The sequence below is a fragment of the Duganella sp. SG902 genome (assembly GCF_013376005.1).
Classification (GTDB): Bacteria; Pseudomonadota; Gammaproteobacteria; order Burkholderiales; family Burkholderiaceae_D; genus Rugamonas.
The window spans coordinates 45285-71816 of the sequence record NZ_JABMJK010000001.1 but is presented as its reverse complement, the minus strand read 5'-3'; the positions used below and the strand labels follow the sequence as shown (position 1 = coordinate 71816).

Sequence of the window (26532 nt, the reverse complement as noted above, 5' to 3'; positions counted from 1 at the left end):
CATCGCGGCAGGAACAGATTTTACGTTTTCTGTTGTTTCGCGCGTTGCGTGGCGATGTAGCGGTCGATCACGCTCGGCAGCACCGTCAGCGGCACGCCGCAGCTGCTGACCAGCGCGTCGTTGAAGCCGGCCAGGTCGAATTTGCCGCCCAGCGCCGCCTTGGCGCGCTCGCGCTGGCGCAGGATCTCGTTGTGGCCCATCTTGTAGCCGCAGGCCTGGCCCGGCGACACGGTGTAGCGGTCGATTTCGCTGGTCATGGCTTGCTGGCCGCGGCCGGTGTTCTCGACCAGGAAGCGGATCGCCTGTTCGCGCGTCCACTGCATGGCGTGCATGCCGGTGTCCACCACCAGGCGGCAGGCGCGGAATTGCTGCGCCTGCAGATAGCCGATCTGGCTGAACGGATCGTTGGCGTACAGGCCGAATTCGTCGACCAGCTGTTCCGCGTACAGCGCCCAGCCTTCGACGAAGGCGTTGAAGCCAACCAGCGAGGAGATCAGCGGCAGCTCGCCGTGATGTTCGGCCAGGTACGCGCCTTGCCAGGCGTGGCCCGGCAGGCCCTCGTGCGCGGTCAGGGTGGCGATTTCCGACTTCGGCCACAAGGTGGTCGACTTCAGGTTGATGTAGTAGATGGCCGGGCGCGAACCGTCCAGCGAGGCGAAGTTCATATAGCCCAGCGGCGCGCCGGCTTCGATATCGGTCGGCACGCGCTTGATCTGCAGCGGCACCTTCAGGTCGAGGTGCGAGATCTGCGGCATCAGCTTGCGCACCGCCAGCACGCGCTCGTTGCAGTAGGCGATCAGCTCCTCGCGGCCCTTGTCGTCGTCGGCGTAGAAGCGCTGCGGATCCTTCGACAGCGCCAGCAGGCGCTGGCCGACCGTGCCTTGCGTGATGCCCTGTTTTTTCAGGATGGCGTCGATGCGCGCCTGCAGCTGCTTGTTCTGTTCCAGGCCGATGGCGTGGATCTCTTTCGCGCTCCGGTTGGTCGAGGTGCCGAGACGCAGCGCCCACTCGTAGTACGCCGCGCCGTCCGGCAGGCGGTGCACGCCCGCCACGTCGGTGGCCTTGGCGGCAGCCTGGCTGAAGGCGGCGATCTGGCGTTCCAGCGCCGGGTAGACCGAACCTTCAACCAGTTTCAGCGCCCGCGCGTGCCAGTCGCCGGCGATGTTCTGTTTTTGCGTGCGGTCGCTGATCGAGGTCACCAGCTTTTGATCGGCGGCGGCGGTCTTGCGGAAGTTCTGCAACTGGCCCAGCGCGGTGCGGCAGATGAAGTCCGGCGGCATGATGCCCTTGGCGGATTGCCCGGCGATGCGCGCGGTCTCCTGGTCCAGCATCCTGGCCATGGCGGCCAGGCGCTCGATGTAGGCTTCCGCGTCGGCGGCGTTGGCGATCGAGTGCTGCGAGTCGAGGAACTCCGGAATGCGGGTCAGCGCGCCGTCCTGCTGGGTGACGGGGAAGGGCGCGGTGCCGCCATTGAAGCCCGACGCCGCGCCGCCGAACGGGAAGCGCAGGCCGGCGATGCCCGATTCGGCGGCGTAGGCGATGGTGTCGTAGCGGGTTTGCGCGGCGGCGCTCAGGGCCTTGCGGTCGATCGCGCGCAGGCGCGCGTGGATGGATTTGACTTCGGCTTCCCAGGCGGCGTCGCCGGCCGGCGAGATGTCGTCCAGCTTCGCCTTCAGCGCCGCGCGTTCGCCCTTGTCCAGGCCAAGGCTGGTGGCGCTGGTCGGCGACAGGCGCAGCACTTCTTCCGCGATGTCGTCCAGCAGTTTGGTGAAGGTGGCGTCGGCCGGGGTGGCGGTGTCGGCGAAGGCCAGGCCGGGAGCAGCGGTGGCTGCGAGCGTGGCCAGGAGGAAGTCGCGGCGGGTATAAGTCATGGCATCCTTTGGTTGGGTAGGGTAAAAAGAGCGCGACGCCGACCTTAGCCTGTCCCTCAACCGGATGTCAATGGCATTTAGCTATCCCTGCCGAATCGTAATTTGAAGCGGGCCGTCAGCGCCTGCAGCACGTCGACCTCCTGGCGCGGCAGGGCCAGCGCCACGTGCATGTCGGGGCGGACCAGATAGGCGGCGTCCCGCAGCAGGCCCGCGTGTTCGGCCGCCTCGCTCCAGCTGTAGACGTGCACCGGCAAGCGCAGCGCCTGGGCTGCTGCGGCCAGCAGCGGGTCGGCGCTGCCGTAGACGTGCAGTTGCCAGTCGAGCGACTGCGGCGCGGCGAAATTGTCGGGCACCCACGGCAGCCGGTCGCCGCCGATCACGTCGCCGGCGCGGCCGGCGCTGAGCGGGCTGTCGGGATAATGGATCAGCACCTGCGACAGGGTCTTGAACAGCGTGCGCCGCGCCGCGCCGAAGCCGCTCAGCACCGGGAACACGTGGGGCAGCAGCCAACTGCGCAGCAGCTGCCCGCCCGCGCCCTGCGAGACGATCAGCTGGAACGCGCGGTCGGTGGTGGTGACCAGCTTGCGGGCGAAGACGATGCGCTCGGCCTCGTAGGTGTCCAGCAGGGAGAGGTCGGCGCGGCCTTGCAGCACGTGCGCCAGCTTCCATGCGAGGTTGACGGCGTCGCCGATGCCGGTGTTCATGCCCTGGCCGCCGGCAGGGCTGTGGATGTGGGCCGCGTCGCCCGACAGGAAGCAGCGCCCGGTGCGAAAATGCGACGCCACGCGGTGGTGCACGCGGTAGGTGGAGAACCAGTTCACCTGTTCCACCCGTATGCCCAGCAGCGGCTCCAGCACCGGGCGCACGGCTTCAAAGTCGACGTGCTCCGGCGCGTGCTCCGGCATGATGCCGATCAGGCGCTGCATGCCGCGCGAGCGCACCGGCAGCATCAGGGCAAAGGTGTTGGCGCCCAGGTGGCCGACCAGGTCCTGATTCGGCGGGCCGGCCGTTTGCACGTCCGCCACGTAATAAAGATGGTCGTAGGTGCCGCCGGTGAATTCCAGCTTGAGCGCCTCGCGCACGCGGCTGCGGGCGCCGTCGCAGCCGCACAGGTAGGCGGCGCTGCAGGTGTGGCGGTCGCCATCGCGTTCCAGCACGGCGCGCACGCCCCATTCGTCCTGCGTGAAGGATTCCAGCTCGGTGTTCCATTCCACCTCCACGCCCTCGGCGCGCAGTTGTGCGACCAGCAGGCGTTCGTGGTCGTCCTGCGGATAGGCCAGCACGAAGGGATAGGGACTGAGCCCCGCGCCGATCTCCTTGAGCTGCAGCTCGACGATATCCTCGCCGTGCTCGCGCAGGTGGATGGCTTCTATCTTGATGCCCTGGTTGACCACCACCTCGGCAAAACCGAGCTGGCGGTAAAACTCCAGCGTGCGCGCATGCACGGCCATGGCGCGCGAGGCCAGTCCCGGACCACTGTTTTTATCGATGATGCGGACAGCGACGCCCCGTCTCGCCAACGCAATGGCAAGCACTAAGCCGGTAGGCCCGGCACCGACAATGAGCACTTGGGTCGCCATAAAATGAGTCTACAACCACGGTGGAATGGGGTGCGCGCAATTGACAGCCACGGTTTTCCCAGCACTGGTATGATTAGTTACTTTTTACTTAACTGTTATACGTAGCCGATGAGCGATTTCAGAACCCGTCGCGCGCTGATGCTGGCGCTGGTCTCCACTCCCTTTGCCGGTGCCGCCGAGCTGCTGGACCAGTCGCCCACGGCCACGCCCTGGACGCCGACCGCGCTGCTGGCGCGGCTGGAAAAGGAATCTGGCGGCCGGCTGGGCGTGGCGGCGCTGAACACCGCCGATGGCCGTCAGTTGCTGCATCGCGCCGACGAGCGCTTCCCGTTTTGCAGCACCTTCAAGATGATGTTGTCGGCGGCGGTGCTGGCGCGCGACCCTGCGCTGCTGAAAAAGCGCATCGTCTACGAAAAAACCGATCTGGTGCCGCACGCGCCAATCACCAGCAAGCACGTGGGAGAGGGCATGACCGTGGCGGAGCTGTGCGAGGCGACGCTGCAATACAGCGACAACCCGGCCGCCAACCTGCTGATGAAGCAGATCGGCGGCCCCGCCGCCGTGACGGCCTATGCGCGCTCGATCGGCGATACGGAATTCAGGCTGGAACGCTGGGAGACGGAGCTGAACACCGCCATTCCCGGCGACCCGCGCGACACCACCACGCCGCTGGCGATGGCGAAGTCGCTGCAAAAACTGGTGCTGGGCGATGCGCTGCCGCCGGCGCAGCGCAAGCAGTTGAAGGACTGGATGCTGGGGAACACCACCGGCGCCACGCGCATCCGCGCGGGCGTGCCGGGCAACTGGCCGGTGGCCGACAAGACCGGCGCCGGCGACTATGGCACCGTCAACGACATCGCCGTCATCTGGCCGCCGGGGAAAGCGCCGATCGTGCTGGCGGTCTACCTCACGCAGCCGGGCAAGGACGACAAGTCGCATCCCGAAATCCATGGCGAGGTGGCGAAAGTGGTGATCGAGGCGTTCAAATGACGGAGCACAGGTTCGCCATCTTCGGCCGCCACATCGCGGTGACGGGCGTGCCGGGCGCATGGCGCGCGTTCTATTTCGGCGCCGAAGGCAAGCGCCGCCCGGCCGACTTCATCATCCCCGGCGACGTGGCGGAGCAGGACTTGTGCGAATACCTGGCCGACCTGTTCCACGAAGACGCCACACCGCGCAACCACACCGCGACGCAGTTATGCTGAAAACCTATCATGGCAGCTGCCACTGCGGCGCGGTGAGCTTCGAGGCGGACATCGACCTAAGCCAGGGCACAATCCGCTGCAACTGCTCGATATGCGCGAAGGTGCGTTTTTGGCCGGCCATCATCAAACCCGAAGCGTTTCGCCTGCAATCGGGCGAGGGCGAGCTGACGCTGTATCAGTTTTTGACGAAGCGTGACCAGCACCTGTTCTGTCGCCACTGCGGTGTGCGCGCCTTCGGCATCGGCAGCTCGCCGCGCTGGGGACCGTTCTACGCCGTCAACGTCACCTGTCTTGATGACGTCAGCGCCGAAGAACTGGTGAATGCTCCCATCACCTACCTCGACGGCAAAAACGACAACTGGGAAACCCCACCAGTCGAAACGCGCCATCTCTAACATGCAAATACGTAAAGCACTTCCCACCGATAACGTGCATGCCAGAGCCGTGGTGCGGAAATCCCTGGCCTCGTTCGGCCTGACTGCGGATTTCGATACCCTGGACGCCGCCATTGGCGCCATCGGCCAACCCGGCTCGCGCAACGATATCGAGCTGGTGGCGGAGGTGGAGGGTAGGCTGGTTGGCTGCCTTGCAATCCAGCGCCGCCATGGCACATCCGCCAAGTTATTCGGTTTTCATGTTGATGCAAGTGTGCAGGGACGCGGCGTCGGGCGGAATCTGCTGGCAGAAGGAATAGCCGAGGCGCGCAAAAATAATTTCACTCAGCTGGATCTGGAGACCTGTGCCGACATGCGCGCTGCGATTCACTTGTATGAGTCATTCGGATGGATACGTGGCCCGGACCCGCTGCCGGAAAGCGGCGCCGACCGCTTTTATTCCTTTGAGCTCATCTCGTTGGGCATAATCGATTAATCGTTGAGGCCTTTGCCGTCAAGGATGCGCTGGGTGCATTGTTCGATGCGGGAGATGCGCGTCTTGGCTTGTTTTGCGGACGAGAAGTGCAGCAGGTAGGCGCGCTGGCGGCCGGGTGTCAGTTCTTCGAAGGCGGTGCGCAGGGCCGGCTTCTCGTCCATGGCATGTTCCAGCTCCTCGGGGAAGGAGAATTCGGCGGTTTTTTTCATCTCGACCTTGGCGCCGGATTTTTCCAGCGCGATGGCGTCCTTGATGTAGCTCTTCAAAACCTTTTCCTGGCGCGTGATGTCGGCCAGTTCCTTGAAGCGGATCTGGCGCGCGGCCTGCACGTTCTCGGTCTGCTGGATCAGCAGGTTTTTCGGATCTTTCATCAGCGCGCCCTTGAAGAACAGCAGCGCGCAGTATTCCTTGAAGCCGTGCATCAGCACGACGTTGTGGCCGTCCAGCGTGTAGCAGGGCTGGCCCCATTTGAAGTCTTCTTCCAGACCGCTGTCGGCAATGATGGCGCGCAGGGCTTCGAATTCGGCGCGCCAGTTCTTGGCCCGCTCCAGGAAGGCGTCTACTTTAGCGTTGCTCATGCGGTCTCCTTTTATTGCCATTCAAGGTGGACGACTTTGTAGCCTTTGTCTTTCAGGACTTGCAGCAGTGTTGGCAGGGCTTGTGCGGTCGGTCCGTTCGCGTCGTGCATCAGGATGATACCGCCGCCGGTCTTATCGAGGCTGTCCTTCAGGCGTTGCGCGAGGATGGCGGTGGTGTCCTCGGGTATCCAGTCGTTGATGCCCAGGTCGACCGACGCTACCGTGATGTTGGCTTGCTTGAGCGCCTCCAGCGTCACCGGCGTCTCCGCCAGGAAGGGGAAGCGGTAAGCCGGCGTGTCGACGCCGAAGGTGGTCTTGTAGATGGCGCGGCTGCGCTTGAGGTCTTCCAGTTGCTGCTCGGCGCTGAGCGTGGTCAGGTTCGCATGGGTGTCGCTGTGGATGCCGGCCGAGTGGCCTTCGCTCACCACCCTGCGCGCCAGGTCCTGCTGCTGAGCGATGTTTTGTCCGACCATGAAGAAGGTGGCTTTGGCGCATTGGTCGGCCAGGGCTTTCAGCACCAGCGGCGTGTTTTGCGGCGACGGGCCGTCGTCGAAGGTGAGGACCACTTCGCCTTTTTGCAGCGGCAGAGGACCGTGCTGGGGGGCACCGTAGGCCGCACCTTCGCGTTTGAGGATGAGGGTGCGGGAGGTGTTCAGTTTGTCCGGTCCGCAGTCGGCGGCGCTGGCGGTGCCTGCGAGTGCCGCCAGTATCAATGCGATTACTTTCATGCGCTTCTGTCTCCGATATGTAGGTGTCCCAGCAGGTTGGCGACCGGCAGGGCCAGCGCGATGGACTGGCCGGGAAGGTCGGCACGCCATTCGCTGATTTGTTGGGCATGGCATTTTAACGCGGCTTCGCGCTGTGTCCACATTTGCGTGTAGTCGCGTGGGTCGCGCAGCGAGGCGGCCGCCGGACCCAGGTAGTCGCGCGCCACGGTTGGCCAGTCCGGGATGTCCCGCACGGTCATCAGGTCCGCGCCGATGGGGCCTTGCAGGTTGATGGCGGCCAGAGAGTATTCCACTTCATGGCTGAAGGAGCAGCCGATATGGGTTTCGCGGCCGGCCAGCACGATGCGTGGCTGCGTGCCGGGCATGGATGCGATCTCGATGTCGCCGGGAGCGACCCACAGCACGGCGGCCAGCGCCTCGCGCGCGGCGAGCCGGATCTGGCGGCGTGCCACATCGCGCTGTGCAGCCGGAGCGGTGCGGATCAGGATGGCGAACAGGCCGTCCCGCAGCGCCGGCGCGGGGCCGGGCCAGAGGTGGACGGCCAGTTCTTTCATTTGCGCGTCGGCGCGGCCGGGCAGCCGGCCCAGTTGCCGTTGGCGGGGATATGCTCGCCCTTCATCACCAGCGTCAACGCGCCGAGGCGGGCGTTGTCGCCAACGGCGGCGCTGTACAGCACCGCAGCCCGCGGCCCCATGTAGACGCGCTCCCCGATTACCACCTGATCGATCTTCATCACGCGGTCCTCGAACAAGTGCGTTTGTGGGCAGGTGAGGGCATTCAGCTCGCTGTTGTCGCCAATTTGCACGCAGTCGAACTCCGTGATGTCGGTGGTGTCCATGTAGACGCCTTTGCCGATGCGCGAACCAAGCAGGTTGAAGGCGATCGGCAGCCAAGGCGTGCCACGCAGGTAGCGCATGAAGTTGGGCACGGCGATGCCTTCGTACAGATTGGTCACACCCTCGGACAGCCAGACGAATGGTGTCCACATCGGCTCCGATTGTTTGCGATAGCGCCCGATCAGCAGCCACTTGAGCAGCACCACGAACACGTAGTTGCCCACGCCGTAGGCCAGTCCGGCCAGCGCCAGGTCCCAGATCACCTCACCCCAGCGGCCCGCGCCGGCGGCCGGCATCACCGCCAGCACCAGCGTGTAGCCGACCGCGATCACCAGCGCATGCGGCGCGACGATGCGGAACGCCTCGATCAAGCCACGACCCAGACGGCGCAGCGGAGAGGGGTGGAAGGTCAGCCATTCAGGATAGCCGCTGGTCTGCTCGCGCGCCGGCAGGTTGATGGGCGGGGAGCCGAGCCAGGTGTCGCCGCTGTTCATGTGCGCGTTGTCCGGCGCGCGCGAATGCACGCCGATCAGCACATGCTCAGGCAGCACGGTGCCGTCCGGGATGTAGGCGCCGTTGCCGACGAAGCTGCGGTGCGAGATCACGGTCGGCTTCATCACCATCCATCCGCCGTCGATTTCCTCGTCGCCCAGCATGACCGCATCCGCGATAAAGGTTTCGTCGCCCAGCGTCAGCATGTCCGGCACCACGCCCAGCGCGGTGGAGATTTCCGCGTCCTTGCCGACTTTCGCGCCCAGCAGGCGATACCAGTAGGGCGCGAACACGGTGGCGTAAATGCCGTGCAAGACGTTGAGGCTCGATTCCTGAATCTGGCTCACCAGCCATTTGGCGCAGTAGGTATTGCCGTGGACCGGGAACTGGCCCGGATTCAGGCGCGGTAGCGCGCTCCAGCGGATCCCGGCCGAGACCAGCGCGGTCAGCACGATCAGCACCGTGCTGGCGGGGAAGGCCAGCAGGAAGTAGCGCAGCAGGCGGATGCGCATGTCGTCGCCCTGTATCCACGGCAGCCAGCCGGCTTCGTCGAACCAGTCGATCAGCACGAAGCTGGGGAAGACCGGCATGAAGAACAGCGTCACCACCAGCAGGATGCCGAAGATGAAGAACAGCGCCTCGCCGGCGCGGCGCGCGTTGCCGACCGTTGGGCGCGGCGGCAGCTTGGGTTCAAACGCGCCCATGTCGCGCGCCGGCGAACCGGCCCAGACGCGGCCGGCCGGCACCACGCCGCCGTCGCTCAGCGCGGACTGGCCTTCGAGATGGCCCAGCGCCTCGATGCGCGTATTGCCTTCCATGATGGCGAAGGAGCTGACGCAGGCGTCGTTTTCCAGCGTGATCTGGCCGAGGTGCAGTTGCCCACGTTCGACGCGGGCGTTCTCGAAATTGACGGCGTTGCCGATGCTGACCTGGTCGCCGATGCGAAGCAGGTCCGGCGCGCGCAGGGTCATGGAACCGATGGTGACTTCCTTGCCGATGGTGGCGCCGAGCGCGCGCAGCCACCATGCGTTGAGCGAGGAGCCGCTCAGCAGGTACGCCGGAGCTGCCTCCACCAGCCGGTCGGCCAGCCACCAGCGGTAGTAGGTCAGGCCCCACAACGGATAGACGCCAGCCTTCAGGCGGCCGGCGATCAGCCATTTTCCGCCGATGGCGATGGCGAATTCACCGATGGTCGCCAGCAGGAACACGCCGACCGAGGCGGCCATGGCGCGCGCCACCGAGTCGCCGGGATCGCCGGTGAAGAAGTGATAGGTGAAGAAGGGCGCGAGCCATTGCGCCATGCGCAGGGTGACCAGCGGCGGCATGGCGGCGGCTTGGGCGATGCCGCAGATCCAGCGTTTCAGCGTGGATGGTGGCGTCCAGTCCTGTTCTTGCGCGCCGGCGTTGGGGGCGTCGGCCAGCGCCAATGCGATCTTGCCGATCTGGCGCTGCTGGTAGATGTCACGCACGGTGACGTGGGCGTAGCGCGGATCGGCGCGCAACGACGATGCCAGTCGGGCGGCGAAGAAGGAGTGGCCGCCAAGATCGGTGAAGAAGTCGGCGTTGCGCAGGATCGGCTGGCCGGGGAAGAGGGCGGCCAGGGCCGCGAAGACGGCTGCTTCGGCCGGCGTCTCGGGCAGGTCGGAGTCTTCGGCGCCGCCGGCTTGCGGCGCGCTCAGTGGCATGGCTTTCAGTGCCTTGCGGTCGATTTTGCCGGAGGTCAGGCGCGGCATGGCGTCCAGCATCTCATAGCGGCCGGGGACCATGTAGGGCGGCAGCTTGGCCGCCAGCGCGGTGCGCAGCGCGCGGGAGTCTGGCGCCGCGCCGCCTTCCGGTACGATGTAGGCCACCAACTGGTCGATGCCATCATCCTTGCGCAGCAGGACGGCGACGGTGCCGACGCCCGCTTGCTGGGCCAGCAGGGCTTCGATCTCGCCCAGTTCCACGCGGAAGCCGCGGATCTTGACCTGATCGTCGGCGCGGCCGAGGCACGTGACTTCGCCGTCAGGGCCGATGCGGGCCAGGTCGCCGGTGCGGTACAGGCGCGCGTCGTGCGGGCCGCTGGACCATGGATTGGGCAGGAACTTCTCGGCGGTGAGGTCCGGGCGGCCCAGGTAACCGGCGGCCAGACCGGGGCCGGTGATGCACAATTCGCCGACTTCGCCATGCGCAAGCAGGCGCAGTCCCTGTTCGACATTCGCGTCGATGACCAGCAGGCCGTAGTTGGGCAGCGGGCGGCCGATGGTCACCGGGTGGCCCGGACGCAGGCGCGCCAGGCTGGCGGAGACGGTGGCCTCGGTCGGGCCGTAAGTGTTGAACATCGCGCGGCCGTCGCGCGACCAGCGCTGCACCAGCGATTCCGGGCAGGCCTCGCCGCCCAGGTTAATCAGGCGCAGGCTCGGCACCTCCTGGTTGAACAGCGCCAGCAGCGTCGGCACGGCGTGCAGCACGGTGACGCCGTTTTGCTCCAGCATGCGCGGCAGGGTCTCCGGGTCGCCGCTGATCTCTTTGGGACCGATCCACAGGGTGGCGCCGACCAGGTAGGAAATCCAGATCTCCTCGAACGACATGTCGAAGGCCACCGAGAAGCCTTGGTAAACCTTGTCGCCGCCGGCCACGCCCAGCACCTCGTTCTCGCTGCGCAGGAAGTGGCAGATGCTGCGCTGGGTGATGAGGATCCCTTTGGGCTTGCCGGTGGAGCCGGAGGTGTAGATCACGTACGCCGGCACGTCCGGCGACACGGCGCCGCGCCGGGCCAGCGTTTCGCCGGGCGCGGGCGTCGCCAGCAGCGCTTCGGCGGTCCACACGGCGCGGCCGGAGGCGGCGACGCCGGCGAGGCGCGGCGCGAAGGCGGCGCAGGTCAGCACGCCGGCGCCGGCGGCATCGTCCAGGCAAACCTGCAGGCGTTCGACCGGGGTATCCTCGTCCACCGGCAGCCAGGCGGCGCCGGCCTTGGCGATCCCCGCCTGCAACACCAGCAGCTCGATCCCGCGCGGCAGCCACAGGCCCACAATCTGGCCCGGCCGCACGCCGGCCGCGATCAGCCGCGCCGCCACCAGGTCGGCCTGCGCATCGAGCTCGCCGTAGGTCAGCTGCCGCTCGCCGAAAATCAGCGCCACCCGCCGCGGATGGCGCGCGGCGCTGGCTTCCAGCAGGTCCGCGAGGATTTCCTCGCGCAGCAGGCTGTCCTGCGCCGGGCCAAAAAGAACGTCGGGATGGGGCGATATTACGGCGTGAGTCATGCGGGTACTTTATTCATATTCAGGCTGCCATTGTACGGTACGCGAAACGGTTCCCATAGAGGAGGAATGCAAGTTCTGCTTACAGCCTTTACAATAGGAAATACGAGCAGAAAACCGAAGGAGCCGCATGTCTACGAATCATCGCCCATTCATCGCCCCGATGCAGTTTGACGACGCCCAGGCGGCCTACGATCAGGTACTGGCCATCTACGACACCAACATCGCCTTCCTGCGCGACGCCATGCGGCGCTTCGTGGCCGGCGAAAACGTTGGCGACCATGTGCGCGCCTGCTATCCGTTCGTTCGCGTCCATACCGACACGGTGGCGCGCGCCGACTCGCGCCTGGCGTTCGGCTTTGTGGCCGGTCCCGGCACCTACGAAACCACGCTGACGCGGCCGGACCTGTTCGCGCGCTACTATCTGCAGCAATTCAAGCTGCTGCTGAAGAACCACGGCAGCCACCACGTCAAGATCGAGGTTGGCACCAGTTCGCAGCCGATTCCGATCCACTTTTCGTTCGCCGAGCATGAGCATATCGAGGGCAGCATGACGGCCGAGCGCCGCCTGCTGATGCGCGACGTGTTCGACCTGCCCAACCTGGCCGCCATGGACGATGGCATCGCCAACGGCACCCATGAGCCACCGCCGGGCGAGGCGCAGCCGCTGTCGCTGTTCACCGCGCCGCGCGTGGACTACTCGCTGCAACGCCTGCGCCACTACACCGGCACCTCGTGCGAGCATTTCCAGAAGTTCGTCCTGTTCACCAACTACCAGTTCTACATCGACGAATTTATCCAGCTGGGGCATGAGCTGATGGCGCGTCCATCCGACGCGCCGGACGACGACTACATCGCCTTTGTGGAGCCGGGCAACCTGGTCACGCGCCGCGTGGGCCAGGCGGTGCAGCCGGGCGACGCGCTGGGCGCCGCGCCACCGCGCATGCCGCAGATGCCGGGCTATCACCTGATCCGCGCCGATGGCACCGGCATCTCGATGGTGAACATCGGCGTCGGCCCGGCCAACGCCAAGACCATCACCGACCACATTGCCGTGCTGCGCCCGCACGCCTGGCTGATGCTGGGCCACTGCGCCGGCTTGCGCAACACGCAGGAACTGGGCGACTACGTGCTGGCCCACGGCTACGTGCGCGAGGACCATGTGCTGGACGAGGATCTGCCGTTGTGGGTGCCGATCCCACCGCTGGCGGAGGTGCAGGTGGCGATCGAGGCGGCGGTGGCCGAGGTCACGCAGCTCACCGGGCATGACCTCAAGCGCGTGATGCGCACCGGGACCGTGGCCAGCACCGACAACCGCAACTGGGAGCTGATGCCGCAGCGGACGCCCGAGCGCCGCTTCAGTCAGAGCAGGGCGATCGCGCTGGACATGGAAAGCGCGACCATCGCCGCCAATGGCTTCCGTTTCCGCGTCCCCTACGGCACGCTGTTGTGCGTAAGCGACAAACCAATGCACGGTGAGATCAAGCTGCCGGGCATGGCCAACCAGTTCTACCGCGACCGCGTCGACCAGCACCTGCGCATCGGCATCCGCGCGGTGGAACTGCTGCGCGCCCTCGGCGTGGACAAGCTGCACTCGCGCAAACTGCGCAGCTTTACCGAGGTGGCGTTCCAGTAAGCGGCGAACCTTAGCCGAAGACCGCCCTGCACACCGCTTCGCATTTGTCCAGATCGAAGCGGTTCCCGGTGCGGACGCCGGATTCCATGTCGATCCAGTACGCGGTGTTTGCCGTCAGCGGCAGGCGCGCCAGCACACTGGCCACGTTGTCCGGATTCAGGCCGCCTGAATAGCCGCAAAACGCCTGGCTCGCCCCGATCGCCGGCCATGCGCCGGGCTGCTGGCCGGTGCCGAACGAAACGTCGTACAGCCAGTCCACCCTGACATCATCCGGAAACTCCCCCTGACACTGCAGCGCCGCGCGCACCCCGCTGCGGGCGGCGAACAATTGGCTGTTGCGGATTTCGCGCTCGCTGCTGCCCGACCGGCTGTGGTTCACCTGGATGCGTCCATAGCCGCTTAAATTCAGGCCGGGATCGCGGCCTTCCACGATGGCCCGCGCCGCCGCGCCGCAAATGTGCGCGGACAGCCGCAATGGCGCTCCCTGAAATGCCCTGCGCGCCGCCTCCAGCGGAAACAGCGGCGCTCCCTCTTGCGCCGCATCCAGCAACACGCCCCATTCAACAGGATAGCGCGCGGACAGCGCCAGCATGCCAGGCAGCAGGGTGCTGTCGTCGACGCCGGTGAAGGTGACAAAGAATGGTGGGGGTGAAAGTGTCATCATGGTGGTTTTCGTTAAGTAAAGGTACGTACCATTATATTTTCAAAACCACGGAAATCAACCGTTTGTACTTAAAAATATCAACTTCAAACAAACTAGTTGAAAAATGGTACGTACCAATATATAGTTTTCTCAGGTGGTGAACACGACGATCAATTTGACGACAACGAGGGGTGGGTATGACGATCTTGAAGCAGACGTGGCATATATGTGGGGCGGTGGCGGTGTTGGCGCCGGCGGGCGCGGCATGGGCGCAGGAGGCTCCCGCCGGGGTGGCGCCGGCGGCCGCGCAATTGCAGACCGTGACGGTGAGCGCCGAGCGGCGCCAGGAAAACATTAAGAATGTGCCGGTGTCGGCGTCCATCGTCTCGGACGAGGCGCTGGCGGCGCTCAACTCCGGTAATCTGGACATGCAGATGCTGGCGGGCCGGGTGCCGAGCCTGAACGTGGAGTCGTCCTTCGGCCGCTCCTATCCGCGTTTCTATATTCGCGGTTACGGCAATGTCGACTTCCATCAGAATGCGTCGCAGCCGGTATCGCTGGTGTACGATGACGTGGTGCTTGAAAGCCCCGTATTGAAAGGCTTCCCGGCCTTCGACCTGGAACGCATCGAGGTGCTGCGCGGTCCACAGGGCTCGCTGTTCGGCCGTAACACGCCGGCCGGCGTGGTCAAGTTCGAATCGGTAAAGCCCTCGTCGACGCCGGGCGGCTATGTCAGCGTCTCCAACGCCACCTACAACACGGCCAATCTCGAGGCGGCGCTGAACCTGCCGTTGGGCGAGGGCCTGGCCGCGCGCGTTTCGGTGCTGGGCGAGCATCGCGACAACTGGATCGGCAATCCGCACACCGGCGACGACACGGCCTACGGCGGCTACAACGACAAGGCCGCGCGCGTACAGCTGTTATACAAGCCGAACGCCGATTTCAGTGCCCTGGCCAATCTGCACGGACGCGAGCTGGAGGGCAGCGCCTCGGTGTTCCGCGCCAATATCATCCAGAAGGGCAGCGACGCGTTGGTGCCGGGTTTTGATGTCGCCAGCGCCGCCACCGATGGCGCCAATGGCCAGCATCTGGAAAACTACGGCGGCAACCTGCGCATGCAATGGCGCCTGGGCGGCCTGACCCTGCACTCGATCACCGGCTATGAAAAGGTGCGCGTGTACAGCCGGGGCGACATCGATGGCGGCTTTGGCGCCGCGTTCGCGCCGCCGTCGGGGCCCGGCCTGATTCCGTTCCCGGTCGAATCGGCCGACGGCACGTCGGGCCATCACCAGATGACGCAGGAGTTGCGCCTGGAGTCGAACGCCAAGGACGGTGTGAGATGGCAGGCCGGCCTGTTTTACTTCAACGAGCAGTATCAGATCGACAGCTATAGCTACGATTCGCTGAACCGTGGCGTGCTGACGGCCGACGTCCGTTCGCACCAGAAGAACGACGCCTACGCCGCTTTCGGCTCGGTGAACTACGATGTTAACGAGCGCGTCAACCTGCGCGCCGGCTTGCGCTACACGCACGACAAGAAGGATCTGTACACCGAGCGCGCGGACAAGCCTGACGGCGGCAGCGATATCGATGCCTCCACCGGCCTGGCCACCAGCACCACCGTTTCCAAGGTCAATTGGGACGCCAGCGGCGTCTACAAGCTGAATGAGGACGCCAATCTGTACGCGCGCGTCGCCACTGGCTTCCGCGGCGCCACCATCCAGCCGGCCGCCACCTTCAATCCGATGTCGACCGCGCAGCCCGAGACCATCACCTCCTACGAGGTGGGTTTCAAGTCGGACCTGCTGCAGCGCAGGGCGCGGGTGGCGATCGACGTCTATGACTACACCGTCAAGGGCCTGCAGCTGACGGCGGTGGGCGGCACCTCGAATTCGGCCATCCTGCTGAATGCGCAGAAGAGCAAGGGGCGCGGCGTCGAGCTGGATCTGGAAGCGTATCTGAACGACGACCTGCTGCTGACTTTCGGCGGCAGCTACAACTTCACCCGCATTGACGATCCGAATCTGACCGTGGGCGCCTGCGCGGCCTGCACCATCCTCAATCCGACGGTGATGGCGGGCGGCTCCCGGCTGGTGCTCATCAACGGCAATCCGCTGCCGCAGGCCCCGCGCTGGACCGGCAACGTCACGCTGCGCTACAGCCACCCGTACCGCAACGGCGAGTTGTTCGCCTATACCGATTGGGTCTATCGCAGCGACGTCAATTTCACCCTGTACCGCTCGAAGGAGTTTGTCGGCAAGTCCCTGCTGACGGGCGGCCTGCGTGTCGGCTACCGCTGGGATAACGATCGCAACGAGGTGGCGCTGTTCGGCCGCAATATCACCAACCGCGTCCAGCTGATCGGCGGCATCGATTTCAACAACCTGACCGGTTTTGTCAACGATAGCAATCCACGCATCTTCGGCCTGCAGTTGAGCCGGCGCTTTTGAGTAAGGATACTGTAATGCGAATTACACTGCCGGAACTGGTCAGGCGCATGCCCAAGGCCGAGCTGCACATGCACATCGAGGGCTCGCTCGAGCCCGAGCTGATATTCGCGCTGGCCGAACGCAATGGCGTCGCCTTGGGCTGGGACTCGGTCGAGACGCTGCGCCAGGCGTATGCCTTCGAGGATTTGCAGTCCTTCCTCGATATCTACTACGCCGGCGCCAGCGTGCTGTTGGTGGAGCAGGATTTCTACGACATGACCTGGGCCTATCTGCTGCGTGCGCGGGCCGGCAATGTGCGTCATGCGGAGCTGTTTTTCGATCCGCAGACCCACACCGCGCGTGGCGTGCCGTTCGCCGACATTGTCGGCGGCATCGGTCGCGCGCTCGACGACGCGGGCAGGGAGTGGGGCATGAGCGGCGCGCTGATCATGTGCTTCCTGCGCCACCTGGACGAGGACGACGCCTTCGCCACGCTGGAGCAGGCCATGCCGCACCTCTCTCGCATCATCGGTGTCGGCCTTGATTCGTCCGAGCGCGGGCATCCTCCCGAAAAGTTCGCCCGCGTGTTCGCCCGTTGCCGCGAGCTCGGACTGCGGCTGGTGGCTCATGCCGGAGAGGAGGGGCCGCCGGCCTACATCTGGAGCGCGCTGGACACGCTGCGCGTGGAGCGCATCGACCACGGCGTGCGTTGCGTGGAGGATGAGGCACTGGTGCGCTACCTTGCGGCGCACCGGATTCCATTGACGGTGTGTCCGCTGTCGAATGTCAAGCTGCGGGTGTTCGCCGATATGGCGTCGCACAACCTGCGCCAGCTGCTCGACGCCGATCTCGCGGTGACGCTGAACTCGGACGACCCGGCTTACTTCGGCGGCTACGTCGAGGACAACTTCGCGGCGGCCTTCGAGGCGCTGCCGCTGGACGCCGGCCACGCCTATCAACTGGCGTGCAACAGCTTCGACGCCGCCTTCCTGCCGCCCCAGGCCAAGGCGCAATATCGCGCCGAAGTGGCGGCCTTCTTCGCCGCGCACACTTGAAGGGAAAAACAGCATGAATCAGCTCGACCAGCTTAAACAACACAGCGTGGTGGTCGCCGATACCGGCGACTTCCTGTCGATGCGGGAATATGCCCCGCGCGACGCGACCACCAATCCGTCGCTGATACTCAAGGCTGCGCAGGCGACCGCCTACCGGCCCTTGCTGGAACGGGTGGTGGGCCAGCATCCGGGCCTGGCCAGTGCCGTGCTGGCGGATCATTTGCTGGTGGCTTTCGGCGCCGAGATCCTGGGCATCGTATCCGGGCGGGTGTCCACCGAGGTGGATGCGCGCCTCTCGTTCGACACCGCCGCCACGGTGGCCAAGGGCCACGCCCTGATCGCCCTGTACGAGGCGGCCGGCATCGGGCGCGAACGGGTGCTGATCAAGATCGCCGCGACCTGGGAAGGCATACGCGCCGCCGAGATACTGGAGCGCGAGGGCATCCATTGCAATATGACGCTGGTGTTTGGCCTGCCGCAGGCGGCCGCCTGCGCCGAGGCCGGGGTGAGGCTGATTTCGCCGTTCGTCGGCCGTATCACCGACTGGTACCGGCAGCACACCGGCCAGACCTACGCCGCCGATGACGATCCCGGCGTATTGTCGGTGCGCCGCATCTTCGATTACTACGTCACGCACGGGTTCCGTACCGAAATCATGGCGGCCAGCTTCCGCAGCACCGAGCAAATCGCCGCGCTGGCGGGATGCGATTTGCTGACGGTGAGTCCGGGCCTGCTGCGTCAATTGCACGATTCCGACGCGCCGTTGACACGCAAGCTTGATCGCGGTGCGGCCGGTACGGACCGCATCGCCCGCAGGCCGGTGGACGAGGAGTCGTTCCGTCTCATGCTCAACGGCGACGCCATGGCGCGGCTCAAGCTGTCCGAGGGCATACGTCAGTTTTGCGGGGACACGGCGCAACTGGAGCTGCTGATCGAGTCGGCGTGCAGATAAGTGGCGTCACGCCGGCTGGCCGATGCTCCATTTGCTGATGCGCGTCTTGTAGCGGTAGGACGGCAGGTATTTCATCTCGCAGTATTCGACCGGTTCGCGACGGCTCGACAGCATGATGCGTTCGCACACCAGTATCGGCGTCCCGGCCGGGATGTTCAGCAGCTCCACTTCCTCGCTGGCGGCCGGTATGGCGCCGATGCTCTCAAGGCTTTCCGACGGCTCGATGCCGAATTTCTCCACCAGCAGCCGGTACAGCGAACCGGTACGTTCCAGTTCCTTGCGCGTCAGTTGCTCGCCGGGCGGCAGCCTGACATGCGAATCCTGGATGCCGATCGGCGCGCCGTCCATCAGGCGCAGGCGTTTCAGGTGCAGGATGGGCGTCTCGCTGTCGATGTTGAGCAGGCTGGCGATGGCCATGCTGGGAATGACTTGTTCCATCACCAGGATCTTTTGGCCCGGCACGCCGCCGCGCTTGATGGTGTCCTCGGTGAAGCTGTCGAGGAAGCGCGACATCTTGCGCACCGCCGCCGGCGCGGCGAACGTGCCGCGACCATGGTCGCTGTACAGCACCCCTTGTTCTTCCAGCAGTTTGATGGCCTTGCGGACGGTGTCGCGGCTCACTTCATACGAGGCGGCCAGGTCGCGTTCGGCCGGGATGGCGTCGTTGGGGGCGATGTGGCCGGATTCGATCTGCTGGCGCAACATGTCCGCCAGCTGGCGATAAATAGGGGAAGAATTTGTAAAGGCGGTCATGCTGTTCACCTGTATATGACGGTGTTTGGTTGCGCGACATCCTATCACGGTGTGCCGCGCGGCTATGGAAATTATAGCTTGGTTCGTACCTGTTGTGTGTTTAATGGAATATTTCGCGATTGTCGTTGATAAGTGGTCCGTACCACTATACAATAAACTTCAACGGTCGGGCGCTTTCGTGCGGACTGCGGCGCGCGGCATCACAGGATCAGAACCTAATGCCGCTAAGTTAAGGCTTTTTTGACCGCAAACCGATGCGCCGTCATTCCCGCCTTCGCGGGAATGACGGCTCCATTAGGATCAGAACCAGAATTTATTCAGCATTTATCCATAGCTCAGGGGGTATCGTGTATCGAAAAATCGGATTGCTGGCTGCCGGATCGGCCGCCATGCTGCAGTGGAGCGCTCCGGCCTCCGCCCAGGAAGCCGCGGTCAACGCCGACGACAAGGCGCCGACCGTGGTGGAAGTCACCGGCCATATCATGGGCAAGGGCGAGGCCCGCGCCAACAGCGTGATCGACAAGGAAACCATCCAGCAGCAGCCGGCGGGCCTCGATCCGCTCAAGATGCTGGCGCGGGTGCCGGGCCTGCAGGTCAGCTCCAGCGACGCCCTGACCGGCAGCTTCTCGATGCGCCTGACCATGCGTGGCTTGAACAAGGAACAAATCGGCATCTCGGTGGACGGCATTCCGAACGGCTCGACGCTGTCGAACGGCGGCACCATGCCGAACCGCCTGCTGGAACCCGCCAACCTGGTGCGGATCGACGCCTCGCAAACCGCCGGCGACCTGGGCACGCCGTCGAACCAGGCGCTGGGCGGCTACATCGACTACCGCACGCGCGATCCGGCCAAGGAGCGCGGCGGCGATGTCGAACTCTCGGCCGGCAAATTCGGTTATCAACGCGAGTTCGTGCGCGTGGACACCGGCAAGTCGGCGCTGGGCACCAGCGCGTATCTCGATTATTCGCATGAATACGTGCGCACCTGGCCAGGTGACCAGTCGGGCCGCAATCACCGCCAGCACGCCGACCTGCGCGTGCTGCAGGACCTGGGCGCCGGTTCCAGCCTGCGCGCCACCATCAGCTACAACAACTTTGCCGACAACGACTACGATGCGGTGGCGCTGCGCGCCGTGGCGGCGCCGTTCTACAAGGCGACCTTTGAAGGCAACCCGAACACCGACGCGCTGACCGATCGCTGGACCGGCGATCCGAACATCGACCAAAACTATCGCGGCACGCGCGGCATCAACAGCGAGGACACGCTGGCGCATATCGACTGGACCCAGCGTTTCGGCGAAACCGGCAAGTTCACGCTCAAGCCCTATCTGCACAAGCAGAATGGCAACGGCTGGTTCTACGTCCCTTACGAGCAGCTGCCGAGCAACGGCCAGCAGTACAGCGTGGTCGCCCCGGGCGGCGCGCCAACCGCCGTGGTGCAGGAGTGCTACAAGAACCAGTACCAGCGCACCGCCAGCGGCGCGCTGGTGCCGGTGGCGGCGGTGGTCTTCCCGGCCGGCGCCAGCGCGGCATCGCTGAAATCCGCTGGCTGCCCGGCGGCGGCCAAGTACGCGATGAATCCGGTCAACGCCTGGGGCGCGCGCGAGGCCACCACCCGCCGCAGCGACAACGCGATCGACCGCAAAGGCACGCTGGCCGAGGTGGCGATGACCCTCGGCGAGGTGCACCGCGTGCGCCTGGGCGGCTGGTATGAGCACATCACCCGCGAAAAGGTGCGCAACTGGTTTGACGTGACCGATCCGAAGGTCAGTGGCGCCTACGCCGACAATGCGCTGTACTCGGTCACCCAGGACCGCCACTACGCCTCCAACACGGCGATGGCCTACGCCCAGGACAAAATGACGCTGCTGAACGACCGCGTGGAACTGGACGTCGGCGCCACCTTCCAGCGGTTCAGCGAATCCTACCGTTCACCGGTGGAGTTCGCGGGCACGCGCTCGCTCAAGGTGTCGTCCAAGCTGCTGCCCAAACTGGCCGCGCTGTACCGCATCAGCGACGAGTGGGAAGTCTTCGCCAGCGGTTCGAAAAACTTCAGCGCCATTCCGGACAGCGTGTTCGAGGGCACGGCGGCGGTCGACTCCAAGAACGGCATCAAGCCCGAGACCTCGATCAACAAGGACATGGGGCTGCGCTGGGTGCGCGACCGCTACGGTCTGGCCCTGACCGCGTACTCGATCGACTACCGCGACCGCATCTCGATCCAGAACGGCAATCCGAACGGCGACATCTTCTCGCGCGATGCCAAGACCACCTTCCAGAACCAGGGCGGCATCAGCTCGCGCGGCCTGGAGCTGACCGGCCGCGTCACCGGCGACACCTACGAGCTGTATGCCAACGCCGCCTACAACGACGCGCACTATGTCGCCGACACCGTCGCCGAGGGCATCAAGGCCGGCGATCCGGTGCTGGGCGCGCCGCGCCGCACAGCCTTCGCGGAGGCGGTATGGAAGCCGGCCGACACCTGGCGCGCCGCCCTCAACGCCAAATATGTCGGCGAAGCCGCCGGCACCTATGGCGTGGTGCCCAATACGGTGGTCACTGGCGGTCCAGCGAGCTATCCGCGCGAGTACATGCCGGCCTACACGCTGGTGGGGCTGTCGCTCAGCTATCGTCCGCAGGGCCGGTTCTTCGGCTACTTCCGCAACGTGGAGCTGTCGTTCAACGTCGACAATCTGTTCGACAAGCGCTATCTGGGCGGCGTGGGTGCGGAGCTGACCACCTCCAATCCGCTGACGTCGGGCCGCTACTTCCTCGGCAGCCCGCGCACGCTGTTCTTCACCCTGCGTACCCACTTCTGAGCCGGATGACCAGCCACCATGCAGGCAGCGCATAATAGAGCGGACCCCAGCCACCGTTCGGAGGAAAAGTGAAGCAAACCGGTATTCATTTGCTGCGGCAGACAGGCCTGCTGTGCGTCGTGGTGCTGGCGCTGTATGCGCTGGCATGGGCGGGGCGGCACATCTACGAACCGCGCGACGCCGGTGCGCGCCTGCGGGTGGCCCTGTTCATCAACGGCACCCGTGGCGACAAGTCGATGTTTGATTCGGCCGCGCATGGCATGGCGCTGGTGGCAGCGCAGCTGCCGGTGCGCACCCGCGTGATCGAGGGCGGCGTCGATCCGACCCGCTGGGAGGCCGCGCTCAGCGACCTGGCCGACAGCGGCGACTATGACGTGGTCATCGCGGGCACCTTCACCATGGTGCCGTATGTGCAGAAGCTGGCCATGCAGTTTCCGGCGGTGCGCTTCATCGTCTTCGACGCGGCGGTCGACTACAAGGCCTGCCGCTGCGACAACGTCTACTCCATGCTGTTCCGCCAGAACGAAGGCGCCTACCTGGCCGGCTACCTGGCCGCGCGCCTGATGCAGCAGGGGCTGCCGGGGGCGCCGGCCGGCAGCGCACTGGGCGTGGTGGGCGGCATGCAGTTTCCAGTCATCGAAGACTTCATCATCGGCTTCGGCGCCGGCGCCCGCGCCGCCGTGCCGGGCGTGAGGATCATGAGCCAGTACGCCAACGCTTTCTCCGACCCGGCCGCCGGCAAGGAGATCGCCAAGGCCCAATTCGGCCAGGGCGCGGGCCTGATCTTCCACGCCGCCGGCGCCACCGGCCAGGGCGTCACCGAGGCGGCGGCGGAAGCCAGGCGTTACGCCATCGGGGTGGACATGGACCAATACCAGCTTTACCGCGCCAGCAATCCCCAACGCGCGGCCGGCATCGTCACCTCGGTGCTGAAGCAAGTGGACGCCGGCCTGCTGCGCGCGGTCGGGCTGCAGCTCGATGGTAGGCTGCCCTACGGCCGCGCCGAGTCGCTCGGACTGGCCGAAGGAGGGATTAGCCTGGCGCCGCATTCGCAGGTGCTGGACGCGGCGCCGCCGGCCTTGCGTGGCGAGCTGCAGGCCCTCTCCGAGGCCATCGTGCAGGGACGCGTACAGGTACCCGGCGCATTCGCCCGGCAGATGTGAGGACCCCAAAAAAATGATGATGAACCCCGAACACGAGACCCTGCGCGTTGAATTGCGCGCGGTGTCCAAACGCTACCCGAATGGCACGCTGGCCAGCGATGGCGTCAACCTGCAGGTGCGGCGCGGCGAGATCCACGCGCTGGTGGGCGAGAACGGCGCCGGCAAATCGACCGTGATGAAAATGCTCTACGGGCTGGAACAGCCCAGCGACGGCAGCATCCTGCTGGACGGCGAGGTGCGCCAGCTGCGCACGCCCGCCGAGGCGATCGCCGCCGGCATCGGGCTGGTGCCGCAGCACCTGCAGTTGCTGCCGTCGTTCACGGTGGCCCAGAACGTGGTGCTGGGCAGCGAACCGTCGCGTTTCGGCCTGCTGGATCAGCGCGCCGCGATCGAGCGGGTGCGCGCGGTGTCGCGGCGTTTCGGCCTGGAGGTCGATCCGCGCGCGCTGGTGGCCGGCCTGTCGCTGGGCGAGCAACAGCGGGTTGAAATCCTCAAGACACTGTATCGCGGCGCCAGCCTGATACTGCTGGACGAGCCGACGGCGGTGCTGACCCCGAGCGAGGCGCAGGCGCTGTTCACCGCCTTGCGCGCGCTGACCGCGCAGGGCCTGACGGTACTGCTGATCACCCACAAATTAAGCGAGGTGCTGGACGTGTCGGACCGATTTACCGTGTTGCGCGGCGGGCGCGTGACCGGCCATGACGAGGCGCGCGCGGTCGACGCCGCGCGCCTGACCGAAATGATCGTCGGCCGCGCGCTGGCGCCGCTGCAGGTGGAACACTCCAGCAAGCGCGGACTGGGCCTGCCGGCGCTGTTCAGCGCGCGGGGCATCGGCCTGCGCCGGCCGGACGGCAGGGCGCAGTTGAACGACATTTCGATCGAGATAGCGGCCGGGGAGATCCTCGGCATCGCCGGTGTCGAGGGAAACGGCCAGGGTGCGCTGGCCGATGTGCTGGGCGGTCTGCGCGCGCCCGATCACGGCCGCGCGCTGCTGGACGGCCAGGTCGTCACCGGCGCCGGCGTGCGCGCGGCGCGCGCGGCGGGGCTGGCGGCCATCCCCGAGGATCGCCTGCACAACGGCGTCGCCGCCGACATGAGCATCGCCGACAACGCCATCGCCGGCGCCTACCATCGCCAGCCCCTGTCGCGCTTGGGGTGGCTGAACGCCGGCGCCACGCAGGACATGGCGCGGCGCCTGATGGCGCGCTACGGCGTCGCCGCGCGCGGGCCGGAGCAGGCCATTGGCGCGCTGTCCGGCGGGAATATGCAAAAGATCGTATTGGGCCGGGAGCTGGACGGCGCGCCGCGCTTCCTGATCGCCAGCCAGCCGACGCGCGGCGTCGACCTGGGCGCGGCGCAGGCCTTGCGCCGCTACCTGGTCGAGCTGCGCGACAGCGGCGCGGCGGTGCTGCTGATCTCCTCCGATCTGGACGAGGTGCTGGAACTGTCGGACCGCATCGCCGTGCTGTCGCAGGGCGAGATCGTCGGCCACTTCAACGGCGGCGCCAGCGCCGCGGAGCTGGGCGCATACATGACCGGCGCACGGCGCCAGGCCGGCGCCGCCGCGCTGCTCGACTCACCCTTCAGCGGCGAGGTGGCGGCATGACGCCTGAATTGTCGCGCGGCTGGCGCCTGGCGTTGGCCGTGTTTGCCGCGCTGCTGGCCGGCCTGGCCATCACCGCGCTGGTCAGCCGCGAACCGCTGCGCGCCTATCTGGTGCTGTTGACCGGCGCCTTGCCGGACATTGGCTGGAGCCCATCCGGGGGCTGGCAGCTGCACCGCATGGTGCGTTTCGGTACCGTGATCGAAGACGCCATCACGTTGACCTTCCTTGGCCTGGCGGTGGCGCTGCCGTTCCGCGCGCGCCAGTTCTCGCTGGGCGCGGACGGCCAGATGTTCCTGGCGGCGCTGGCCGCAGCCGCCGTCAGCCTGTATTGGCCGCGGCAGGGCGGGGCGGCCTGGCTGCTGCTGCCGGCCGCCGCCTGCGCCGCCATGCTGACCGGCTTTGGCTGGGGCCTGGTGCCGGGCTGGCTGAAGGTGCGCTTTGGCGCCAACGAAATGGTCACCAGCCTGATGCTCAATCTGATCGCGCTGCAGTTCTACCGCCTGGCGGTGGCGGACTGGCTGTGCGATCCGCACGCCGGCTACCAGGTCACGCCGCTGCTGCCGCCCGCTGCCGTGTTCTCGACGCTGCTGGAGCACACCAATGTGACCACGCTGCTGTTCGCCGTGCCGCTGGCTGTGGCCGGCGCCGCGCTGCTGTTGATGCGCACCACGCTCGGTTACGAGATCCGCGTCACCGGCGCGGCGCCGGCGTTCGCGTTGCAGGCCGGCCTGCCGGTGGGCCGCGCGGTGGCGCTGTCGATGGCGGCCGGCGGTGCCTTTGCCGCGCTGGCCGGGCTCCATATCAGCAATGGCCTGCTCAAGCGGCTGCCGGTCGACCTGACGCCGGGCCTGGGCTACGACGGCCTGCTGGTGGCGCTGCTCGCGCGTAACGAGCCGCGCGCGGTGCCGTGGGCGGCGTTGTTCTACGCCTGGCTGCGCACCGGCGCACAGACCATGGAGCGCAGCACCGACGTCTCACGGGAGACGGTGCTGGTGATCCAGGCCCTGATCATCCTGTTCGTGGTGGCGGAGCGCTTGCTGCCCCAGCGCCTGGCCGGCTGGCTGGCGCGTTGGACCGGAGGTGCACGATGAGCGCCGATCTCACCGCGGCCGGCGGCTTCGCCGGCATGGGCGCGGCCCTGCTGTTGATCGCGCTGCTGCGCGCCGCCACGCCGATCCTGCTGGCGGCGCTGGGCGGGCTGGTGTCCGAGCTGGCCGGCTGCATCAACGTGGCGCTGGAGGGCACCATGCTGATCGCCGCCTTCTTCGGCGTGATCGGCGCGTTCTACGGCGAACGCTGGTTCCCCGGGCTGGCGCCGTGGCTCTATCCCTGGCTGGGGTGCGCGGCCGGCCTGCTGGCGGCGCTGCTGCTGACGGCGCTGCTGGCGGTGTTCCATCTCGAACTGGGCGCGGACCTGATCGTCGGCGGCATCGCCATCAATCTGCTGGCCGGCGGGCTGACGGTGTTCCTGCTGGTTTCCCTGATCGGCGACAAGGGCTCGACCGCCGGCATCAACACGCCGCTGCTGCCGTCGCTCCACGTGCCGGGCCTGGACGGCTTGCCGCTGGCCCAGTTGCTGATCAACGGCGAGGGCGGCCAGGGCCACCATGTGCTGCTGATCGCCGCCTTCGCGCTGGTGCCGCTGCTGTCGTTCTGGCTGACGCGCACCCGCCACGGCGCCTGGCTGCGCGCGGTGGGCGAGAACCGCGCCGCCGCGCTGGCGGCCGGCATCCCGGTGCGCCGCGTGCAGTACGCGGCCCTGCTGCTGAGCGGCGCGCTGGCGGGGCTGGGCGGCATCTACCTGAGCATGGGCTACCTGTCCCTGTTCCAGGCCGACATGACCGCCGGCCGCGGTTTCCTGGCGCTGGCCGCCGTGTTCCTTGGCGCGCGCCGGCCGCGCGGCGTGCTGGCGGCCGCGCTGCTGTTCGGCGCCGCCAGCGTGCTGGCCACCCGGCTCGGCGCGTTGAACTGGCCGACCCAGATTATCTACATGTTGCCGCCGCTGGTGACGATACTGGCGCTGATGCTGGCAGGCCGGCGGCGCCGCAAGTCCACCTCTTTCTGAACAAAGGATACA

At 66.3% G+C, this 26532-nt stretch carries 21 protein-coding genes; 13 read left to right on the top strand and 8 right to left on the bottom strand.

Annotated features, from left to right (window positions below; genetic code table 11):
- Window positions 1-20: 20 nt before the first annotated feature.
- Window positions 21-1871, bottom strand: coding sequence for a DUF885 family protein (locus FHW83_RS00290; RefSeq protein ID WP_176644385.1), 1851 nt, complete (start codon window positions 1869-1871; stop codon window positions 21-23).
- 77 nt (window positions 1872-1948) lie between these two features.
- Window positions 1949-3451, bottom strand: coding sequence for an FAD-dependent monooxygenase (locus FHW83_RS00285; RefSeq protein ID WP_176644384.1), 1503 nt, complete (start codon window positions 3449-3451; stop codon window positions 1949-1951).
- 108 nt (window positions 3452-3559) lie between these two features.
- On the opposite strand from FHW83_RS00285, the gene bla reads away from it, so the two are divergent.
- From bla to FHW83_RS00265, 4 genes are read left to right on the top strand one after another with little or no spacing between them, the layout of a single operon-like run.
- Window positions 3560-4441: a class A beta-lactamase gene (bla, locus tag FHW83_RS00280; RefSeq protein WP_176644383.1), complete on the top strand. Its 882-nt coding sequence runs from the start codon at window positions 3560-3562 to the stop codon at window positions 4439-4441.
- Window positions 4438-4656 carry a hypothetical protein gene (locus FHW83_RS00275; RefSeq protein WP_176644382.1) on the top strand — a complete coding sequence of 73 codons (219 nt, stop codon included), beginning with the start codon at window positions 4438-4440 and terminating at the stop codon, window positions 4654-4656. Before bla ends, FHW83_RS00275 begins: the two co-directional genes overlap by 4 nt.
- Window positions 4650-5051: a GFA family protein gene (locus FHW83_RS00270; RefSeq protein WP_176644381.1), complete on the top strand. Its 402-nt coding sequence runs from the start codon at window positions 4650-4652 to the stop codon at window positions 5049-5051. Before FHW83_RS00275 ends, FHW83_RS00270 begins: the two co-directional genes overlap by 7 nt.
- 1 nt (window position 5052) lies before the next feature.
- Window positions 5053-5526, top strand: a complete 474-nt coding sequence (locus FHW83_RS00265; protein ID WP_176644380.1) for a GNAT family N-acetyltransferase — start codon at window positions 5053-5055, stop codon at window positions 5524-5526.
- Here the strand turns inward: FHW83_RS00265 and FHW83_RS00260 are convergent.
- Genes FHW83_RS00260 through FHW83_RS00245 form a run of 4 tightly spaced genes read right to left on the bottom strand, consistent with a single transcriptional unit; the run spans window position 5523 to window position 11402 of the window.
- Window positions 5523-6104 (bottom strand): YdeI family protein, encoded by a 582-nt coding sequence (locus FHW83_RS00260; protein ID WP_176644379.1) that lies wholly within the window; start codon window positions 6102-6104, stop codon window positions 5523-5525. The two genes, FHW83_RS00265 and FHW83_RS00260, sit on opposite strands and share 4 nt — an antisense overlap.
- A gap of 11 nt (window positions 6105-6115) precedes the next feature.
- Window positions 6116-6832, bottom strand: coding sequence for a polysaccharide deacetylase family protein (locus FHW83_RS00255; protein ID WP_176644378.1), 717 nt, complete (start codon window positions 6830-6832; stop codon window positions 6116-6118).
- Window positions 6829-7386: a 4-phosphopantetheinyl transferase gene (locus FHW83_RS00250; protein ID WP_176644377.1), complete on the bottom strand. Its 558-nt coding sequence runs from the start codon at window positions 7384-7386 to the stop codon at window positions 6829-6831. Before FHW83_RS00250 ends, FHW83_RS00255 begins: the two co-directional genes overlap by 4 nt.
- Window positions 7383-11402: a Pls/PosA family non-ribosomal peptide synthetase gene (locus tag FHW83_RS00245; RefSeq protein WP_176644376.1), complete on the bottom strand. Its 4020-nt coding sequence runs from the start codon at window positions 11400-11402 to the stop codon at window positions 7383-7385. The genes FHW83_RS00250 and FHW83_RS00245 overlap by 4 nt, the downstream gene beginning before the upstream one ends.
- A gap of 127 nt (window positions 11403-11529) precedes the next feature.
- Here FHW83_RS00245 and FHW83_RS00240 point away from each other — a divergent pair, with 127 nt between their 5' ends.
- A complete protein-coding gene (locus FHW83_RS00240; RefSeq protein WP_176644375.1) occupies window positions 11530-13035 on the top strand; it encodes an AMP nucleosidase in 1506 nt (501 codons plus the stop codon).
- Between the two features lie 10 nt (window positions 13036-13045).
- Here FHW83_RS00240 and FHW83_RS00235 read toward each other — a convergent pair whose 3' ends face one another.
- Window positions 13046-13699: a hypothetical protein gene (locus FHW83_RS00235; protein WP_218105900.1), complete on the bottom strand. Its 654-nt coding sequence runs from the start codon at window positions 13697-13699 to the stop codon at window positions 13046-13048.
- Window positions 13700-13875: 176 nt separating this feature from the next.
- Between FHW83_RS00235 and FHW83_RS00230 the strand changes: the two genes are divergently transcribed.
- From FHW83_RS00230 to tal, 3 genes are read left to right on the top strand one after another with little or no spacing between them, the layout of a single operon-like run.
- Window positions 13876-16128, top strand: coding sequence for a TonB-dependent receptor (locus tag FHW83_RS00230; RefSeq protein ID WP_176644374.1), 2253 nt, complete (start codon window positions 13876-13878; stop codon window positions 16126-16128).
- A 14-nt stretch (window positions 16129-16142) separates the two neighbouring features.
- Entirely contained in the window at window positions 16143-17162 is a 1020-nt protein-coding gene (locus FHW83_RS00225; protein WP_176644373.1) for an adenosine deaminase, read from the top strand.
- A 13-nt stretch (window positions 17163-17175) separates the two neighbouring features.
- The gene (gene tal / locus FHW83_RS00220) at window positions 17176-18114 is read left to right on the top strand and encodes a transaldolase (RefSeq protein WP_176644372.1); all 939 of its coding nucleotides are present in this window, start codon (window positions 17176-17178) and stop codon (window positions 18112-18114) included.
- 6 nt (window positions 18115-18120) lie between these two features.
- On the opposite strand, the gene FHW83_RS00215 is transcribed toward tal, so the two are convergent.
- Window positions 18121-18867, bottom strand: a complete 747-nt coding sequence (locus FHW83_RS00215) for a GntR family transcriptional regulator (RefSeq protein ID WP_176644371.1) — start codon at window positions 18865-18867, stop codon at window positions 18121-18123.
- Between the two features lie 347 nt (window positions 18868-19214).
- Between FHW83_RS00215 and FHW83_RS00210 the strand changes: the two genes are divergently transcribed.
- The 5 genes from FHW83_RS00210 to FHW83_RS00190 all read left to right on the top strand — a co-directional run bounded on the left by FHW83_RS00210 (window position 19215) and on the right by FHW83_RS00190 (window position 26520).
- A complete protein-coding gene (locus tag FHW83_RS00210) occupies window positions 19215-21686 on the top strand; it encodes a TonB-dependent receptor domain-containing protein (protein WP_176644370.1) in 2472 nt (823 codons plus the stop codon).
- 68 nt (window positions 21687-21754) lie between these two features.
- Window positions 21755-22849 (top strand): BMP family ABC transporter substrate-binding protein, encoded by a 1095-nt coding sequence (locus FHW83_RS00205; protein ID WP_176644369.1) that lies wholly within the window; start codon window positions 21755-21757, stop codon window positions 22847-22849.
- A gap of 13 nt (window positions 22850-22862) precedes the next feature.
- The gene (locus FHW83_RS00200; RefSeq protein WP_229223954.1) at window positions 22863-24455 is read left to right on the top strand and encodes an ABC transporter ATP-binding protein; all 1593 of its coding nucleotides are present in this window, start codon (window positions 22863-22865) and stop codon (window positions 24453-24455) included.
- Complete coding sequence (locus FHW83_RS00195) at window positions 24452-25546, top strand: ABC transporter permease (RefSeq protein ID WP_176644368.1); 1095 nt, start codon at window positions 24452-24454, stop codon at window positions 25544-25546. The genes FHW83_RS00200 and FHW83_RS00195 overlap by 4 nt, the downstream gene beginning before the upstream one ends.
- Window positions 25543-26520, top strand: a complete 978-nt coding sequence (locus FHW83_RS00190; RefSeq protein WP_229223953.1) for an ABC transporter permease — start codon at window positions 25543-25545, stop codon at window positions 26518-26520. The genes FHW83_RS00195 and FHW83_RS00190 overlap by 4 nt, the downstream gene beginning before the upstream one ends.
- Window positions 26521-26532: the final 12 nt, after the last annotated feature.

Coding starts and splice junctions, on each gene's coding strand:
- FHW83_RS00290 (WP_176644385.1), bottom strand. CDS start 1,871: ATGACTTATACCCGCCGCGACTTCCTCCTGGCCACGCTCGCAGCCACC.
- FHW83_RS00285 (WP_176644384.1), bottom strand. CDS start 3,451: ATGGCGACCCAAGTGCTCATTGTCGGTGCCGGGCCTACCGGCTTAGTG.
- bla (WP_176644383.1), top strand. CDS start 3,560: ATGAGCGATTTCAGAACCCGTCGCGCGCTGATGCTGGCGCTGGTCTCC.
- FHW83_RS00275 (WP_176644382.1), top strand. CDS start 4,438: ATGACGGAGCACAGGTTCGCCATCTTCGGCCGCCACATCGCGGTGACG.
- FHW83_RS00270 (WP_176644381.1), top strand. CDS start 4,650: ATGCTGAAAACCTATCATGGCAGCTGCCACTGCGGCGCGGTGAGCTTC.
- FHW83_RS00265 (WP_176644380.1), top strand. CDS start 5,053: ATGCAAATACGTAAAGCACTTCCCACCGATAACGTGCATGCCAGAGCC.
- FHW83_RS00260 (WP_176644379.1), bottom strand. CDS start 6,104: ATGAGCAACGCTAAAGTAGACGCCTTCCTGGAGCGGGCCAAGAACTGG.
- FHW83_RS00255 (WP_176644378.1), bottom strand. CDS start 6,832: ATGAAAGTAATCGCATTGATACTGGCGGCACTCGCAGGCACCGCCAGC.
- FHW83_RS00250 (WP_176644377.1), bottom strand. CDS start 7,386: ATGAAAGAACTGGCCGTCCACCTCTGGCCCGGCCCCGCGCCGGCGCTG.
- FHW83_RS00245 (WP_176644376.1), bottom strand. CDS start 11,402: ATGACTCACGCCGTAATATCGCCCCATCCCGACGTTCTTTTTGGCCCG.
- FHW83_RS00240 (WP_176644375.1), top strand. CDS start 11,530: ATGTCTACGAATCATCGCCCATTCATCGCCCCGATGCAGTTTGACGAC.
- FHW83_RS00235 (WP_218105900.1), bottom strand. CDS start 13,699: ATGATGACACTTTCACCCCCACCATTCTTTGTCACCTTCACCGGCGTC.
- FHW83_RS00230 (WP_176644374.1), top strand. CDS start 13,876: ATGACGATCTTGAAGCAGACGTGGCATATATGTGGGGCGGTGGCGGTG.
- FHW83_RS00225 (WP_176644373.1), top strand. CDS start 16,143: ATGCGAATTACACTGCCGGAACTGGTCAGGCGCATGCCCAAGGCCGAG.
- tal (WP_176644372.1), top strand. CDS start 17,176: ATGAATCAGCTCGACCAGCTTAAACAACACAGCGTGGTGGTCGCCGAT.
- FHW83_RS00215 (WP_176644371.1), bottom strand. CDS start 18,867: ATGACCGCCTTTACAAATTCTTCCCCTATTTATCGCCAGCTGGCGGAC.
- FHW83_RS00200 (WP_229223954.1), top strand. CDS start 22,863: ATGATGATGAACCCCGAACACGAGACCCTGCGCGTTGAATTGCGCGCG.
- FHW83_RS00195 (WP_176644368.1), top strand. CDS start 24,452: ATGACGCCTGAATTGTCGCGCGGCTGGCGCCTGGCGTTGGCCGTGTTT.
- FHW83_RS00190 (WP_229223953.1), top strand. CDS start 25,543: ATGAGCGCCGATCTCACCGCGGCCGGCGGCTTCGCCGGCATGGGCGCG.